The following is a 13,876-nucleotide window of genomic DNA, read 5'->3' as shown; positions in this document are numbered from 1 at the left end:
CGAGTATAGACGCGCCCACCACCATCGACCAAACGACCCCTGCATCTTCAGCGCATGCGCGGCGTATAAGGCAGGAAGAAGTCCGATCCCATCCAACCAGATGCATCCACAGGCACTGCAGACGCACTGCCGGCATACGGACTGATCCAGCGCGCCTTGACCGGGGTTGCGGTCAGGTCTGAAGCCGGTGGCGCAAGGACTGGCATGGCCACGCCCGGGGGCAGTTTGGGCATGCCGAACCCAGACGGTGCAGTCCGTGGTGCAGGCGGCAGGGCCTGAACCTTGCCAGGTGCCGCGCCCTGTTCGACCCAGTCCATCATGGGGCTCAGCAAATCGATCGCGCTGGGTCCTTCGCCACCCTGGCAGTGGTAGACGCCCGGCAGCAGGTACAGGCGTTCAAACTCTGCCGCCTGTGCTGCTCCCAAGGTGGTTTGCACAGCCTCGTGGTAGGCGATGGTGTTGAGCGGGGATATGTGCGGATCGGACCACCCATGCCAGAGTATCAATTTGCCACCTGCGGCTTTAAAGGCGGACAGGTCCGGGTTGGTCGCATCGAGCAGCGGGTGCCTGGCGCGCAGTTTGTCGAAGGTGGCCTGGTTGAAAACCAGGTCCTGCAGCGTGAAGCTTGCAGGGGGTGTCTCTTCAAACACCAGGTTTTTCAAGGCATCCATGGCGATGCTGGTACTGAACAGTTCCGTGCTTCCCTGCGGTGCTACGAACACGCCGGCCCAGGACAGTTCAGAGCCCGGTTGCGGCCCGCCTGCGGTGAGGCGCTTTCCGGTCGCCGGATCGCGCGGGCCGTCGTACAGCTTGCGGATGGTCTCCACCTCAGCCGAGGATAAACAATCGCTTTGCGGCGAAGCACCAGGCAAGGGGCATTGCAGGGTCTTGGGATCGAAATGGCAGGCCCGCGGGTCTTCTATCAGGCCGTCACGCTGTCCATCGAGTGCGTCGCACTGCGCGAGCACCGCACGATGCAACAGGGGAAGCCTGTCCGCAGTCAGCACCGGCTTTCCGTCAGCTGACGTATTGGCGGTAGATTGCCAAGCGTGGTAGAGGCCATTCTGGACCTGGAAATTCATGGCCGCAGCACCGGCGATGATGCCGTTGAAGTCCTGCGGATAGCGTTGTGCCTCCATCAGTGCCTCGCGCCCGCCATCGGAGCAGCCACTGAAGTAGGCATAGGCCTGGCGCTGGCCGTAAAAGGCCTGGATCAGCTTCTTGGACGCCAGCGCGGTGAGGTGAACGCCGCGGTAGGCGAAATCGGCCCGGCTTTGTGTGTCACGGCCAAACTCACCACCCATGCCCTGGTGCCCCATGTCGGTGGAGGCCATGGCAAATTCACCCGACTCCAGCGCAGCGCACCCGTTGGCCGCACCGGCATCCATGGAGATGCTGCCGCACAACCCGCCACAACCCACTTGCAGGTAGCGCTGCGTCCAGCCGACCATGGGCAGCTTGAGCTTGAAGTGGATTGCAGGGGCCAGCAAGCCCTCCACGGCACACTGGCTTTTCCCGTTTTCCGTGTTGACGGATGCCGTCAGCACCCGGCTTCCAGCCCCGCCGATATCCGACAGGTCCTGGGCTTGCAGGGCCTCGCAGTGCATCACCGGCGCTACGGCCTGCAAGGCTGCTGCCTTGTCGGGTCCGCTGGCGGCCCGGGCGTTGCTTTGGCCCATGCCCAGGGCAAGCAGGCACAGACACAGTGTCCACCCCCACCAGAGTTGCAGAGAAGGCTTGCGCTGTATGCGCGGCGTGTGTGTGGTGTGCATATGCAGTTTCTTTGGCTCAGTGTTCTCTGGCTTCATGGTAGTCCGCAGCGCCGGCCTTCCAGTAGGCTGAAATGCGCGCAGACTCACGCGGCACCTGCCTTGCACCCAGCAATGTTTTGCGTACCCGGGCCATGGACGACGACTCTCCGGCACACCAGACAAAGCCTTCGCCAGAGGGCAACTGCACCTGTTCGATGGCCTGCACCAGCGCCTCTGGCGTAGCCAGCCATTGCACGTGCAAATCGGCCCGGCTCTGGAAGTCTCTCTGGTCCTCGGGCTGGGGAACCTGCACCAGCACCAGGGCGCGCACGCCTGCTGGCAGTTCCTCCAGGCGGCGCTGGATAGCGGGCAGCGCGGTGGCGTCACCGGCCAACAGATGCCAGGCGTAATCGACCGGAACAACCATGGAGCCGCGCGGGCCGCCAATGACCGCCCGGTCGCCAATCTGCGCCTGGCGCGCCCACTCACAGGCCACACCGCTGGCGTGCAGGGCGAACTCCAGCGTCAGTTCGCGCTTGTGCAGGTCAAATCGCACGGGGGTGAAGTCGCGCCGGTGCATGGTGCCATGGGCGTCGGTGAGCATGAGCTTGACGTGGTCGTCAAAAGACAGGGAGACAAAACTCGACAGCGACTCGCCCGCAAAGGTAATGGCCAGAAAGCCGGGGCTGATGCGCTGGATATGGCTGACCCGCACTTCGCGGGCCAGCAGCTCATGCCGGACGCGTTGCACGCGGCGGTTGGAGGAGAAAAAGTTCATGGGAAAAATGATTTGGTTGATAATGTCATCAATTATCAACAAACAAGTTGACTATGTCAACCAAAAAACATGCCTGGTGAAAATGATTTGCTGGAACTCATGCATGCCGTGATGCACCAGGTGCGCTCGCGCCAACTGCGCGGCGTGGGTGACGGTTCGCACGACATTGCGCCCATGGAGGGCAAGGTGTTGGGCTTCTTCTCGCGCCACCCGGGAGCGACCCAAAGCGAGCTGGTCGCGCACACCGGCCGCGACAAGGGGCAGATAGCCCGCCTGATCGCCGGCCTGAAAGACAAAGGCCTGCTGGAAGCGCAGGCAGACTCACAGGATGGGCGGGTCACCCGTCTGCATCTGAGTGCGCAGGCGCAAGCCATGCACCTGGATGTGCAGCGCCAACGCCAAAAGCTGTCCGCACTGGCTGTTGCCGGCATGAGCGCCGGGCAAAAGCAGCAGCTCAGGGAATTGCTGCAGCTGATGCAAAACAACCTGCAACAGCTTCCCTGAGCAGCGCATCCCACGCCACCCAGCCCGTACGGGCTGGGCAGCGAGGCCTTGTCTAGTCAAAGGCCCAGGCCGCCAGACAGCTGGGGCCCACGGCGCCGCGCCACAGCCTGCGTGCGGGCGCATCGGAGCCCGCGCCGCTGGCCACCATCAAGGGCAGCAGGTGTTCTTCGCGCGGGTGCGAGGCACGTCCACCGGGCGCCTGGCTCCATTGCGCCAGCAGCCGGGTGCGTTCGTCCCGGTTGGCTGCAAGCGTCTGGTCCAGCCAGTCATGGAAGGCAAACGACGCCGGTGCGGCAGCGGCGAAATTCGCCAGGTTGTGGTAGCTCATGCCGGCCCCCACGATCAGCACCCCGGCATCGCGCAGGCTGTGCAGTGCAGCGCCCATGGCGCAATGCAGCGCAGGGTCCAGACTGGCCTGCAGCGACATGGCCACGACCGGAATGTCGGCCTGTGGATACATCACCTTCAGCGGAATGAAAACCCCGTGGTCCCAGCCGTAGTGGCCGTCCACCGCGGCGGGCAGGCCAGCGGCCTGCAGCAAGGCGGCTGCCTGGGCAGCCAGCGCGGGCTGGCCCGGTGCGGGGTACTGCAGCGCATAGGTCTCGGGTGGAAAGCCGTAGTAGTCATAGATCAGCTCCGGCTGCGCCGCGCCGGTGAAGGACACCACATCGGCCTCCCAATGCGCTGTCACGATCAGGATGGCGCTGGGCTTTGCGGGCAGCAGGTGATCGATGCTGCGCAGGAAATCTTCGGCGGCCTGGTAGCGCTGCTTGCGCTCACCGCCCATGAAAAACGAGGGACCGCCGCCGTGGGGAATGTAGAGCGCGGGCATGCGTGAGGCCGGCACCTCCGGGGCGGCCATCGTCGAAGCGGAAACGGCCGTAGCAGGCATGCGCGGCCTCAGTGGGTGGCAGGGTCGAAGCCCAGCACGCGGCAGGGCGTGTCCCAGAACAGGCGGCGCCGGTCGGCGACATCGGGCAGCAGCTTTTCAATCCAGCGCAGCAGCGGGCCCACATCGAGCCGCTCCGAGGCTTTCAGGAAGGGCCAGTCGGAGGCCCATACGCACTGGTCCAGGCCGTAAGCCTCGATCAGGGCGTCCACATAGGGCAATGCGCTGGCAAAGGGCCAGCCCCCGGTAGAGAACTTCTGCAGACCCGAGAGCTTGACGGTGGCCCGACCGCTGCGGGCCAGTGCCAGCACGGCCTGGAAGCCGGCCTGGCCCAGGCCACGGGCCGGGTCCGGGCGACCGCAATGGTCGATCAGGATCTGCGCGCCGCTGTCCAGCAGCACGGGCGCCAGCTCCACCATCTGGTCTTCATGCACCTGCACCTGCACCAGCATGTCCAGATCGGCCAGGCGCCGCATCAGGTCTTTGGCGTCTGCGTAATAGGCCAGGCCTTGCAGCGACGGGTTGAAGGCAATGCCCACCACGCCTTGCCCCTTGAGCTCCAGCAGCCGCTCGGTTGGGGTGTGGTTGGGCACCACGGCAATGCCCTTGAAGGCACCACGGCTTGCAGCCAGTGCAGCGAGCAGGCAGCGGTTGTCTTCGCCATAGCCGGAATTGGGCCCGACGATGAGCGCGCGGCGCATGCCATAAGCCTCCATCACCGCTGCGTGCTGTACCTGACTGCCTATCTCCTGACCTGCAGGGCGGTAAGCCACGTCGGCAGCGTAGGGGAAATGCAGCGGATCGAGGATGTGGTTATGGCAATCGATCTTGTCTTCGTCAAAGATGCTCATCGTCTTGGTCTTCCGGTGGGGAGGGTGCCTGCGGGTGTGCCCGCTTACTTCGGGTAGAGCATCTGACGCACTTCGGTCAGATCCTGCTGCAGAGTGGCTGCGAGTTCGGGCATGCCGAAGAAACGCATGTACTCGGGCACCTGCTGCACCAGCATCTCGAAGCCGGCGTGGGCATGGAGGCCGCGCGCGCGGCAGGCCGCCAGCAAGGGGGTGGGCTCTTTGGTCATGATGATGTCGACCACGGCCGCACCCGCGTCAATGCGCGCGGGGTCGGTGGGCAGGGCGTCACCGGCCTTGAGGCCCTGCGAGGTGCAGTTGACGATCACATCAAAGCCGGCCGGGTCGGTGCTGGTGGTGCACGAGACAGGAACCTCAAAGCGGGGTTGCAGGCGATCCACAATGGCTTGCGCTTTGTCGATGGAACGGTTGGCAATGACCAGGCTGGACGGGCTGCGCTGGGCCAGGGCCGCAGCCACGGCCTGTCCGCCGCCACCGGCACCGAGCACCAACACCCGGCGGCCCTGCACGGCGATGCCAAAGTGGTCCAGGCCCTTGATGAAGCCCAGGCCATCAAACAGCGCACCTTCCAGTGCACCTTCCGTCGCGCCGTTGGCTTTGCGCCGCACCGCGTTGACGGCACCGGCCACCTCGGCCACCGGGTCGCATTCCTGCATCAGCGCCTGCATGGCCGCCTTGTGCGGGATGGTGACCCAGAAGCCGCCGAAGTTCTCTGCGGCAAAGGCGTTGCGCACAAAGCCCGCCAGCTGCGCTGCGGACACCTTCACCGGCACCAGCACGGCGTCTATGCCATGGGTGGCAAACAATTGGTTGTAGACCTCGGGTGCGCGCACCTGCGCAACCGGGTCGCCGATGATCATGAATACGCGTGTCTTGCCGCTGATGGCCATGCTGTTGTCTCCTGCATTTTGTTTAAATGACTTCAGAGCCTACAGCCAATCCGGCCCGCTGCGACAGCGGGACCGTCCACTAGCAGCTATCGAAAAAACGCATGGCTCTGCCAACCCTCATGCGTGCCGGCTGCGGGCTACCGCATGGCGGGCCGCGATATAGCCAAACACCATGCCCGGCCCGATGGTGATGCCCGGTGCCGTGTAGACACCGCCCATGATGGAGTGCATGTCATTGCCCACCGCGTACAGGCCATCGATCACCTGGCCACTGGCGTCCAATGCCCGGGCTTCGGTATCGGTGGCAAGGCCGGTGGAGGCACCAATGTCGCCCGGATACAGCTTGACTGCGTAATAGGGTGCGGTCTGCAGGGCGCCCAGATTGGGATTGGGGTTACCCGCCGTGGCATCACCAATGTTCTGCTGGTAGGCGGTCACGCCGCGGCCGAAGTCGGGGTCGGTGCCGGTATGCGCATAGCGGTTGATCTGCTCCACGCTCTTTTGCAATCCCGCTGCATCCACACCCAGCTTGTCAGCCAGTTCCTGCACCGTGGCGTCCGCGCTCAGGTAGCCATCCTGCAAAAAGGGCACGAGGTTTTTGCAGCCGGGGCGCACCATGCCCATGCCGTACTTGCGCAGGGCGGCGGCATCACACACCAGGTAGGCGGGAACGGCGGGGCTGGTCCGGTGGGCCTCCTGCATGGCCAGGGCAAACAGGTGGTAGGACGTGCTCTCGTTGACAAAGCGCTGGCCCGCCTGGTTCACGGTCACAAAGCCGGGCTTGGCACGGTCCATCACAAAATGCGGAAACACCGCCGTGCTGCCGTCTGCGCGTTTGCGCAGCGACACCGGCGCCCAGAAGGCGTGGCTCTTGCCGCCCTGCGCAAAATGCGCGCCGCGCCGCAGGGCGAGTTCCTGCGCCAGGCCGGTGTGGCCGGGGGCTGCAGGGCACCAGGCCGCGTCGGCACCGGGCAGCTTGTCCTGGCGCTGGGCCGCGTGGCGGTTGAAGCCGCCACTGGCCAGCACCACGCCACCACGTGCCTGCACGGTGCAGCGCCGGCCGTCCTGGCTGATCACCACCGAATCCACCCGGCCCTGGGGGCCACCGAGTTGCTCCACCGAGGTATTGAGCGCCAGCGTCACATTCGCATGGCGGGAGAGGGAGTACAGCAGCCGCGCCACCAGCGCATTGCCCATCACCAGGCGGGTGCCCCGCGGGTAGGCCAGCCGGTCTTTGGCGTGGCGCAGCACGATGGAGAGGGAATGCTTCAAGGAGGCCCAGGAACCGGTCATGCCCAGCAGGTGGTTGATGTCGGTGCGGTCCACCATCATGCCGCCCAGCACGGTGAACTCCGGAATCGGCGGGCGCAGGAGTGCGAACTGTTCGCCCAGCAGGCGGCCATCAAAGGGCAGCGGCTCCAGGGCCCGGCCGCAGAGGGTGGAGCCTGGCAGGTCCGAGATGTAGTCGGGGTGCTTGGGGTAGGGGCGGTAGTGCACCTCGCTGTGGTCTTCCAGGCGCTGGACGGCGGCAGCGCCATGGTCCAGAAAGGCCTGGCGCAGGGCCGGTGCCGCATGGTCGCCGATGGCGGCGTCCAGGTAGGTGCGCGCATCCGCCAGCGTGTCACTTGGGTTCACTTTGGCAGCGTGCTGGGTGCCGGGGACCCAGGTGGTGCCGGCAGACCAGGCGGTAGTGCCACCCACAAAAGCCGTGTGCTCCACCACCAGTACAGAAGCACCGTCGAGCGCGGCAAACAGGGCCGCCGACAGACCGGCGCCACCCGCGCCTACCACCACCAGGTCGTAATGTACCGTCTCGGGCAGTTTGTGCAGGATGTTCATGCCAGCAGGAACTCCACCATCAGCTCGCGCACCTGGGCAAACATGTCGGCCCCGGTGGACGTGTTGCAGCCCCGGGCACGCGCGGCGGCGATCAGCGGCGTGATGGCCGGTGCCGTGATGACGCAGCCAATGAACATGTCCGCCGTGATGGCGTCCACATCCATGGGCAAGGGGTCAGTTGCCTGCATGCCCACGGGCGTGGCGTTGACCGCGATGTCAAAACCCGCAGGGCTGGCACTGCCGGTGCTAACGCGAGCCAGGCCCAGGCTGTTGAGCCGCGCAATCAGGGATTCGCGGCGCACGGTGTTCTCGTCGTGGATGGCCAGCTCGCCCACACCCGCCAGCACCAGGCTGTGGGCAATGGCCGAACCCGCACCGCCCGCACCCACCAGCAGGGCCTTCTTGCCGCTCAGGTCACAGCCGCGCGCCTGCATGGCTGTGACATAGCCCAGGCCATCAAACATGTCGCCGTGCCAGCTGCCATCGGCATTGCGGCGCAGGGTGTTGACGGCACCCAGAAAGGCTGCCCGCGGCGAGCTGGTGGCGCACAGCGCATGGCAGTCAAATTTGTGGGGCACGGTGACGATGACGCCGTCCACATTGCGCGCCAGCGAGATGCCGGCAAACCACTGTGCCAGGTCCGCAGGGGCCACGTGGGCCGGGACGCAGATGGCGTTGCGGCCGCTGGCTTCAAAGGCCTGCGTCACGCCATAGGGCGACTTGACCTGGGCGATGGGGTCGCCCACGATGAGGTGAACACGGGTGGCGCCACTGAGATTGTCGAGCATGGTGAACAGGGTGAAAGTGGAGGAATGCGGCGCAGTGTAGCAAAAAGTGGAACGTCGTTCCACTTTGGAATGTAATTTTGTTTTTGTGATAAAGTGCCCGGACACCCTGCCCCAACCACCAACCATTTACACCCCATATGAGCGGCTTACTCGAACGAACCCTGGGCATCCTGGAATACCTCTCCGAGCAGGAGCAGCCGGTGGAACTGGCGCAGCTCTCGGAGCAGCTGCAGATCCCCAAGAGCGCTGCGCACCGCATGCTGGCGGACCTGATACGCAACGGCTACGTACGCCAGACGCGCGACCAGGGCGCCTACGCGCTGACCTACAAGCTGGTGTCGCTGGGCCTGAGCTACCTGAGCAAGACCGGTGTGATTGACATGGCGCAGCCGTTGCTGGACCGGTTGGCCGCGCAAAGCGGCGAGCTGGTGCGCCTGTCGGTGGTGGATGGTGACCGCCTGACCTGGGTGGCACGTGCGCAGGGTGCGCGCCAGGGTCTGCGTTACGACCCCGACATGGGCAGCACCGCACGGCTGAGCTGCTCGTCCTCGGGCTGGGCCTGGCTGTCCACCATGGACGATGACGCGGCACTGGCGCTGGTGGCGCACCAGGGCCTGGGCCTGCCCAAGGACTTCGGGCCCAACGCGCCCAAAAGCATGAAGGCCGTGCTCAAGGCCTTGCAGGACACGCGCAAGCAGGGCTTTGCCCTCACCGAGGAAACCTATACCGCGGGCCTGAATGCCATCGCAGCGCCGGTGGGCCTGGTGGGCCAGCCGCCCATGGGCACCATCAGTGTGGCCGGGCCGTCGGCGCGGCTCACGCGCCAGCGCATGGTGGACCTGTCGCATGACCTGATTTCCTGCGCCGCCCAGTTGGCGGCTGCCGGTGCCGTCTCGCCCATGCTGGCCAGCGGCAAGAGTGGCACGCGGCTGCAACCCATTTACGCGCCGTGAGCAGGGTGGGCACGAACAAGCCAGCCGTCGACTGCGACCTGCTGGTGCTGGGCTCTGGCGCGGGCGCACTGTCGGCCGCTGTGACGGCAGCCCACCTCGGGCTCAAAGTGCTGGTGGTCGAAAAAGACCCGCAGTACGGTGGCACCACCGCCTGGTCGGGCGGCTGGATGTGGATACCGCGCAACCCGCTGGCCCTCAAGGGCGGCCTGGCCGAGCCGATTGAAAAGCCGCTGTCCTACCTGCGCCATGAACTGGGTGCGCGCTTTGACGAAGTCCGCGTTCTGGCCTTTCTGGAAAACGGTCCGCGCATGGTGCGCTTTTTCCAGGAGCACACCGCCCTGCAGTTCATCGATGGCAATGCCATCCCCGACTTCCACGGCCGCACACCCGATGCGGCCATGGGTGGACGCTCACTGTGCGCCGCTCCGTTTGATGGCCGACGGCTCAAGACCATCCGCAAGCTCAAGCCCCCGCTGCACGAGACCACCTTCCACGGCATGGGCATTGCGTCGGGCGCCGATCTGCGCCACTTCCTCAACGCCTTGCGTGCCTGGCCTTCGTTTGTGCACGTGACCCGGCGCGTGCTGCGGCATGTGCGCGACCTGCTGCTGCATGGCCGCGGCATGCACCTGGTCAACGGCAACGCGCTGGTGGCGGGCCTGGCCCAATCGGCCTTTGACAAGGGTGTGGAGATCCGCGTCAACACCCCGGCCCTGCGCCTGATTGAGGAGGACGGGCGAGTCTGCGGCGCCGTGGTGCTGCAGGAGGGGGTGGAGACCACCCTGCGCGCGCGTCGCGGCGTGGTGATTGCCACCGGCGGCTTTCCGCATGACCCCCAGCGCAAGAGCGCCTTGCTGCCGCACGACCCCGATGGCCGCCAGCATTTCTCGGCCGCCTCGCGCGGCAACACCGGCGACGGCCTGCGCATGGCCGAAGCCGCAGGCGGCGTGGTGGCCACCGATCTGCGCCAGGCCGCGGCCCTGGCGCCGGTGTCGCTGGTGCCGCGTGCCGATGGCAGCGTCGCGCATTTCCCGCACCTGATCGAGCGTGGCAAGCCGGGCCTGATTGCGGTGACCCGCCGGGGCCGCCGTTTCACCAACGAGGCCGACTCGTACCATGACTTCATGCAGGGCCTGCTGGCCGCACTGCCTGCGGGCGAGCCGGTAGAGGCCTGGCTGGTGGTGGACCACCGCTTCATCCGCCGCTGGGGCCTGGGTGCCGTGAAACCCGCACCCGTGCCGCTGCGCGCCATGCTGGCCAACGGCTATTTGCAGCGCGGACAGACCCTGACTGAATTGGCCCAGCGCTGCGGCATCGATGCACCCAATCTGCAAGCCACAGTGGCCCGATACAACACCCAGGCCGTCACCGGCTGGGACGCAGACTTTGCCAAGGGCCAGACCGCCTACAACCGCATGCAGGGCGATGCCACGCACGCCGGTGCCAACCCCTGCATGGCGCCCCTGGGCGATGGCCCGTACTACGCCGTGCGCGTGGTGGCCGGCAGCCTGGGCACCTTTGCGGGCCTGCGCTGCAATGCACAGGCGCAGGTGCTGGATGCAGACGGCCAGCCCATTGCCGGCCTGTATGCCGGTGGCAACGACCTCTCCAGCATCATGGGTGGCAACTACCCCAGCGGTGGCATCACCCTGGGGCCGGCCATGACCTTTGGCTTTATTGCCGCACACCACGCCGCAGGTACGGCACCCCTTCCCTCATTTTTCAAAAGGAAAACCATGTATTACGAACTCGCCACCATGACACTGCCCTTCGGCACCGCAGGCCAGGCTGCCATCAACGTGCAAACCTTTGCCAGCCAGGGCCAGGGCGAATTGCTGGGCTGCTGGTTCACCGATATCGGCACCCTCAACCAGATGGTGGTGTTGCGCGGCTTTGAGGACCTGGCCACGCTGCAATCCGAGCGCCAGCGCACCCAGCAAAACGCCAGCCCCTTTGGCTGCGGCGAGATCTTCCAGAGCCTGGAGCAGCACAGCTACCAGGGCTTCCCCTGGATGAAGCCGGTGCGCCCCAGTGCCGAGAGCGGCATCAGCGGCCCGGTGTACGAGATCCGCACCTACGGCATCAAGCCCGGCGGCGTACAGCCCACCATCGACCTGTGGGAACAGGCCATGCCCGCGCGCGAAAAAGTGTCGCCCTGCGTGATCGCCATGATTGCCCTGGACGGCCCGCTGCGCTTTACCAACATCTGGGCCTACCCCACGCTCGATGCGCGCAGCAAGGCGCGCGCCGACTCCGTGGCCCAGGGCATCTGGCCACCCAAGGGTGGCCCGGCACACCTCAGCACCAACATGGTGTCCACCATTGCCATGCCCACGGCCGTGTCTCCCCTGAAGTAAGCACCGTCCCGCCATGCGCACCTATTCGCTCGCCTACCTCACGGTCAACACCTCCAGCGCCCCACAAGCCGTCAGCATGGCGGCCGAGCTGGGCTATGGCTTTGTGGGCCTGCGCCTGCAGGCCAATGCACCGGGCGCACCGCACCAGAGCTATCTGGAAGACGTGGCTGTGCAACGTGAAACCCTGGCACGCATGAAGGACACCGGCGTGCAGGTGTTTGACCTGGAGATCATCCGCATAGGGCCACAGTTTGAGCCGCTGCACTACCGCGCCCTGCTGGAGGCCGGTGCTGCGCTCAAGGCTCGCGCCGTGCTGGTGGCAGCCGATGACACCGATGAACACCGGCTGGCACAGAACTACGCCCGCCTGTGCGAATTCACCAAGCCCTATGGCCTGAGCGCCGATCTGGAATTCATGCCCTGGACGGGCGTCAAGGACGCCGCAGCGGCCCTGCGCGTGGTCGATCTGGCCGGGCGGCCCGACAACGCCGGCATTCTGGTGGACGCCCTGCACTTTGGCCGCTCCGCCACCCGCCTGGCCGACATTGCCGCGTTGCCGCCGCAGCTGTTGCACTACGCCCAGATGTGCGATGCACCAGCGGGCCTGCACTTCAGCACCGACGAGATGATCCACAGCGCGCGCCAGCAGCGCATGCTGCCGGGCGAGGGCTCAATTGACGTGAAGGGATTGTTCGCGGCCCTGCCTGCGGACATCCCGGTCAGCGTGGAGATTCCCGAGTTCCAGCGCGCCGCACGGCTGGGTGAAAAAACCTGGGCCCGGCAGGCCCTGCAGGCCACCAAACAGGCACTGGGCGACCTAGACTGAATCGGCATAACAGCTAGTTCCCCATCGAAAGCCGCATCAAGGGTTTACCCTGCGGAGGTCCAATGTACCGCTCAGTACATTAGACGCCGGTGCTGTACTGCAGCCAAGATTCCTGATGGCAGTTTGTCCGGGCCCACATTTGTTGGCTCTTTTGAAAATCGAATGAGGAGAAATGTATGAATAAGCGTATGACATTGAAGGCTGTTGCGGCAGCTGCTGTTTTTGCACTGGCTGGCCTGGGTGGCCTGGCACAGGCCCAGCAGACCATCAAGATCGCCAACATCGTGGAGCTGTCCGGCGCCGGCGCAACCTCTGGCACCAACTTCAAGAACGGTGTGGAGCTCGCCGTCAAGGACATCAATGCCGCAGGCGGCATCCTGGGCAAGAAGATCGAGACCAGCACGGCCGATACCCAGAGCAACCCCGGCGTGGCCAAGGGCCTGACGCAAAAAGCGGTGGATGAGGACGTGTTTGCCATCTTCGGCCCGGTGTTCTCCGGCTCCATCATGGTGTCCATGGCCGAGAGCCGCCGCGCCGAGATCCCCAACTTCACCGGTGGTGAGGCAGCCTCCATCACCACACAGGGCAACCCCTACATCTTCCGCACGGCCTTTGGCCAGGCCCAGAGCTTCCCCAAGATCGGCCGCTACATCAGCGACGTGGCCAAGGTCAAGAGCCTGGCCGTCATCTACGTGAACAACGACTTCGGCAAGGGCGGCCTGGACAACATCAAGAAGGCACTGGCCAACACCGGCACCAAGATCGTGTCGGAGATCTCCACCGAATCCGGCCAGGTGGACTTCTCGGCGGCCGTGCTCAAGGCCAAGCAAAGCGGCGCAGACGCCCTGTTCAGCTACTCCAATGAAGAAGAGTCCGCCCGCATCCTGCGCGAACTGAAAAAGCAGGGCTGGAACAAGCCCGTGATCGGCGAGACCACACTGACCGGCCAGAAGGTGATCGAGTTGGCCGGTGACGCCGCCAACGGAGCCGTAGGCCACGTGGGCCTGACGGTGGATGCACCCAACCCCGAAGTGCTGAAATTCAAAGCCAGGTTCTACCAGGAATACAAGTACATCTCTGACCACAACGGCATCAAGGGCTACAGCGGCATGTACATGCTCAAGGCTGCTATCGAGAAGGTCGGCAAGTTCGACCGCAAGGCTGTGGCACAGGCCCTGCACGGCCTGGTGATCAGCACCAAGAAGTACCCCGGCGTGCTGATGGACGTGGCGATTGACCAGAACGGCGACCTGGACCGCGAAAGCTTCCTGGTGGAAGTGAAGAACGGCAAGCAGGAAGTCACCACCGTGCTGCCACCCGTGAACCCCGCCCTGTTCGCCTCTGCTGCACCGGCACCTGCCGCTGCTGCTACTGCCAAGCCGGTCAAGAAATAAGCATCTACTTCCTTTGCCACAGCCCGACGCGGATACCA

At 65.2% G+C, this 13,876-nt stretch carries 12 protein-coding genes; 5 read left to right on the top strand and 7 right to left on the bottom strand.

Annotated elements, in window-relative coordinates:
- Window positions 1–47: 47 nt before the first annotated feature.
- Window positions 48–1,772, bottom strand: a complete 1,725-nt coding sequence (locus DIC66_RS08910; RefSeq protein ID WP_199534693.1) for a tannase/feruloyl esterase family alpha/beta hydrolase — start codon at window positions 1,770–1,772, stop codon at window positions 48–50.
- A gap of 16 nt (window positions 1,773–1,788) precedes the next feature.
- Entirely contained in the window at window positions 1,789–2,529 is a 741-nt protein-coding gene (locus tag DIC66_RS08905) for a siderophore-interacting protein (RefSeq protein WP_117176609.1), read from the bottom strand.
- Window positions 2,530–2,598: 69 nt separating this feature from the next.
- Between DIC66_RS08905 and DIC66_RS08900 the strand changes: the two genes are divergently transcribed.
- The gene (locus tag DIC66_RS08900; RefSeq protein ID WP_117176238.1) at window positions 2,599–3,033 is read left to right on the top strand and encodes a MarR family winged helix-turn-helix transcriptional regulator; all 435 of its coding nucleotides are present in this window, start codon (window positions 2,599–2,601) and stop codon (window positions 3,031–3,033) included.
- Between the two features lie 52 nt (window positions 3,034–3,085).
- Here DIC66_RS08900 and DIC66_RS08895 read toward each other — a convergent pair whose 3' ends face one another.
- From DIC66_RS08895 to DIC66_RS08875, 5 genes are all read right to left on the bottom strand, one after another.
- A complete protein-coding gene (locus DIC66_RS08895) occupies window positions 3,086–3,925 on the bottom strand; it encodes a DODA-type extradiol aromatic ring-opening family dioxygenase (RefSeq protein WP_233505848.1) in 840 nt (279 codons plus the stop codon).
- 8 nt (window positions 3,926–3,933) lie between these two features.
- A complete protein-coding gene (locus DIC66_RS08890; RefSeq protein WP_117176236.1) occupies window positions 3,934–4,773 on the bottom strand; it encodes an amidohydrolase family protein in 840 nt (279 codons plus the stop codon).
- A 44-nt stretch (window positions 4,774–4,817) separates the two neighbouring features.
- Window positions 4,818–5,681 carry a shikimate dehydrogenase family protein gene (locus tag DIC66_RS08885; RefSeq protein ID WP_117176234.1) on the bottom strand — a complete coding sequence of 288 codons (864 nt, stop codon included), beginning with the start codon at window positions 5,679–5,681 and terminating at the stop codon, window positions 4,818–4,820.
- A 117-nt stretch (window positions 5,682–5,798) separates the two neighbouring features.
- A complete protein-coding gene (locus tag DIC66_RS08880; RefSeq protein WP_117176232.1) occupies window positions 5,799–7,520 on the bottom strand; it encodes an FAD-dependent oxidoreductase in 1,722 nt (573 codons plus the stop codon).
- Entirely contained in the window at window positions 7,517–8,308 is a 792-nt protein-coding gene (locus DIC66_RS08875) for a shikimate dehydrogenase family protein (RefSeq protein WP_117176230.1), read from the bottom strand. The genes DIC66_RS08880 and DIC66_RS08875 overlap by 4 nt, the downstream gene beginning before the upstream one ends.
- Before the next feature lie 137 nt (window positions 8,309–8,445).
- Between DIC66_RS08875 and DIC66_RS08870 the strand changes: the two genes are divergently transcribed.
- The 4 genes from DIC66_RS08870 to DIC66_RS08855 all read left to right on the top strand — a co-directional run bounded on the left by DIC66_RS08870 (window position 8,446) and on the right by DIC66_RS08855 (window position 13,838).
- A complete protein-coding gene (locus tag DIC66_RS08870) occupies window positions 8,446–9,261 on the top strand; it encodes an IclR family transcriptional regulator (RefSeq protein ID WP_117176228.1) in 816 nt (271 codons plus the stop codon).
- Window positions 9,258–11,618 carry an FAD-dependent oxidoreductase gene (locus DIC66_RS08865; protein ID WP_117176226.1) on the top strand — a complete coding sequence of 787 codons (2,361 nt, stop codon included), beginning with the start codon at window positions 9,258–9,260 and terminating at the stop codon, window positions 11,616–11,618. The genes DIC66_RS08870 and DIC66_RS08865 overlap by 4 nt, the downstream gene beginning before the upstream one ends.
- 13 nt (window positions 11,619–11,631) lie before the next feature.
- Window positions 11,632–12,444, top strand: coding sequence for a sugar phosphate isomerase/epimerase family protein (locus DIC66_RS08860; RefSeq protein WP_117176224.1), 813 nt, complete (start codon window positions 11,632–11,634; stop codon window positions 12,442–12,444).
- Window positions 12,445–12,620: 176 nt separating this feature from the next.
- Window positions 12,621–13,838 (top strand): ABC transporter substrate-binding protein, encoded by a 1,218-nt coding sequence (locus DIC66_RS08855; RefSeq protein WP_117176222.1) that lies wholly within the window; start codon window positions 12,621–12,623, stop codon window positions 13,836–13,838.
- Window positions 13,839–13,876 lie beyond the last annotated feature (38 nt).

Source organism: Rhodoferax lacus, from assembly GCF_003415675.1.
Taxonomy (GTDB): domain Bacteria; phylum Pseudomonadota; class Gammaproteobacteria; order Burkholderiales; family Burkholderiaceae_C; genus Allorhodoferax; species Allorhodoferax lacus.
This window is presented reverse-complemented; position numbering and strand designations above follow the sequence as displayed.

Bases quoted from the DNA above. Each gene is read 5' to 3' on its own strand.
- DIC66_RS08910 (WP_199534693.1), bottom strand. From the start codon at position 1,772: ATGCACACCACACACACGCCGCGCATACAGCGCAAGCCTTCTCTGCAA.
- DIC66_RS08905 (WP_117176609.1), bottom strand. From the start codon at position 2,529: ATGAACTTTTTCTCCTCCAACCGCCGCGTGCAACGCGTCCGGCATGAG.
- DIC66_RS08900 (WP_117176238.1), top strand. From the start codon at position 2,599: ATGCCTGGTGAAAATGATTTGCTGGAACTCATGCATGCCGTGATGCAC.
- DIC66_RS08895 (WP_233505848.1), bottom strand. From the start codon at position 3,925: ATGCCTGCTACGGCCGTTTCCGCTTCGACGATGGCCGCCCCGGAGGTG.
- DIC66_RS08890 (WP_117176236.1), bottom strand. From the start codon at position 4,773: ATGAGCATCTTTGACGAAGACAAGATCGATTGCCATAACCACATCCTC.
- DIC66_RS08885 (WP_117176234.1), bottom strand. From the start codon at position 5,681: ATGGCCATCAGCGGCAAGACACGCGTATTCATGATCATCGGCGACCCG.
- DIC66_RS08880 (WP_117176232.1), bottom strand. From the start codon at position 7,520: ATGAACATCCTGCACAAACTGCCCGAGACGGTACATTACGACCTGGTG.
- DIC66_RS08875 (WP_117176230.1), bottom strand. From the start codon at position 8,308: ATGCTCGACAATCTCAGTGGCGCCACCCGTGTTCACCTCATCGTGGGC.
- DIC66_RS08870 (WP_117176228.1), top strand. From the start codon at position 8,446: ATGAGCGGCTTACTCGAACGAACCCTGGGCATCCTGGAATACCTCTCC.
- DIC66_RS08860 (WP_117176224.1), top strand. From the start codon at position 11,632: ATGCGCACCTATTCGCTCGCCTACCTCACGGTCAACACCTCCAGCGCC.
- DIC66_RS08855 (WP_117176222.1), top strand. From the start codon at position 12,621: ATGAATAAGCGTATGACATTGAAGGCTGTTGCGGCAGCTGCTGTTTTT.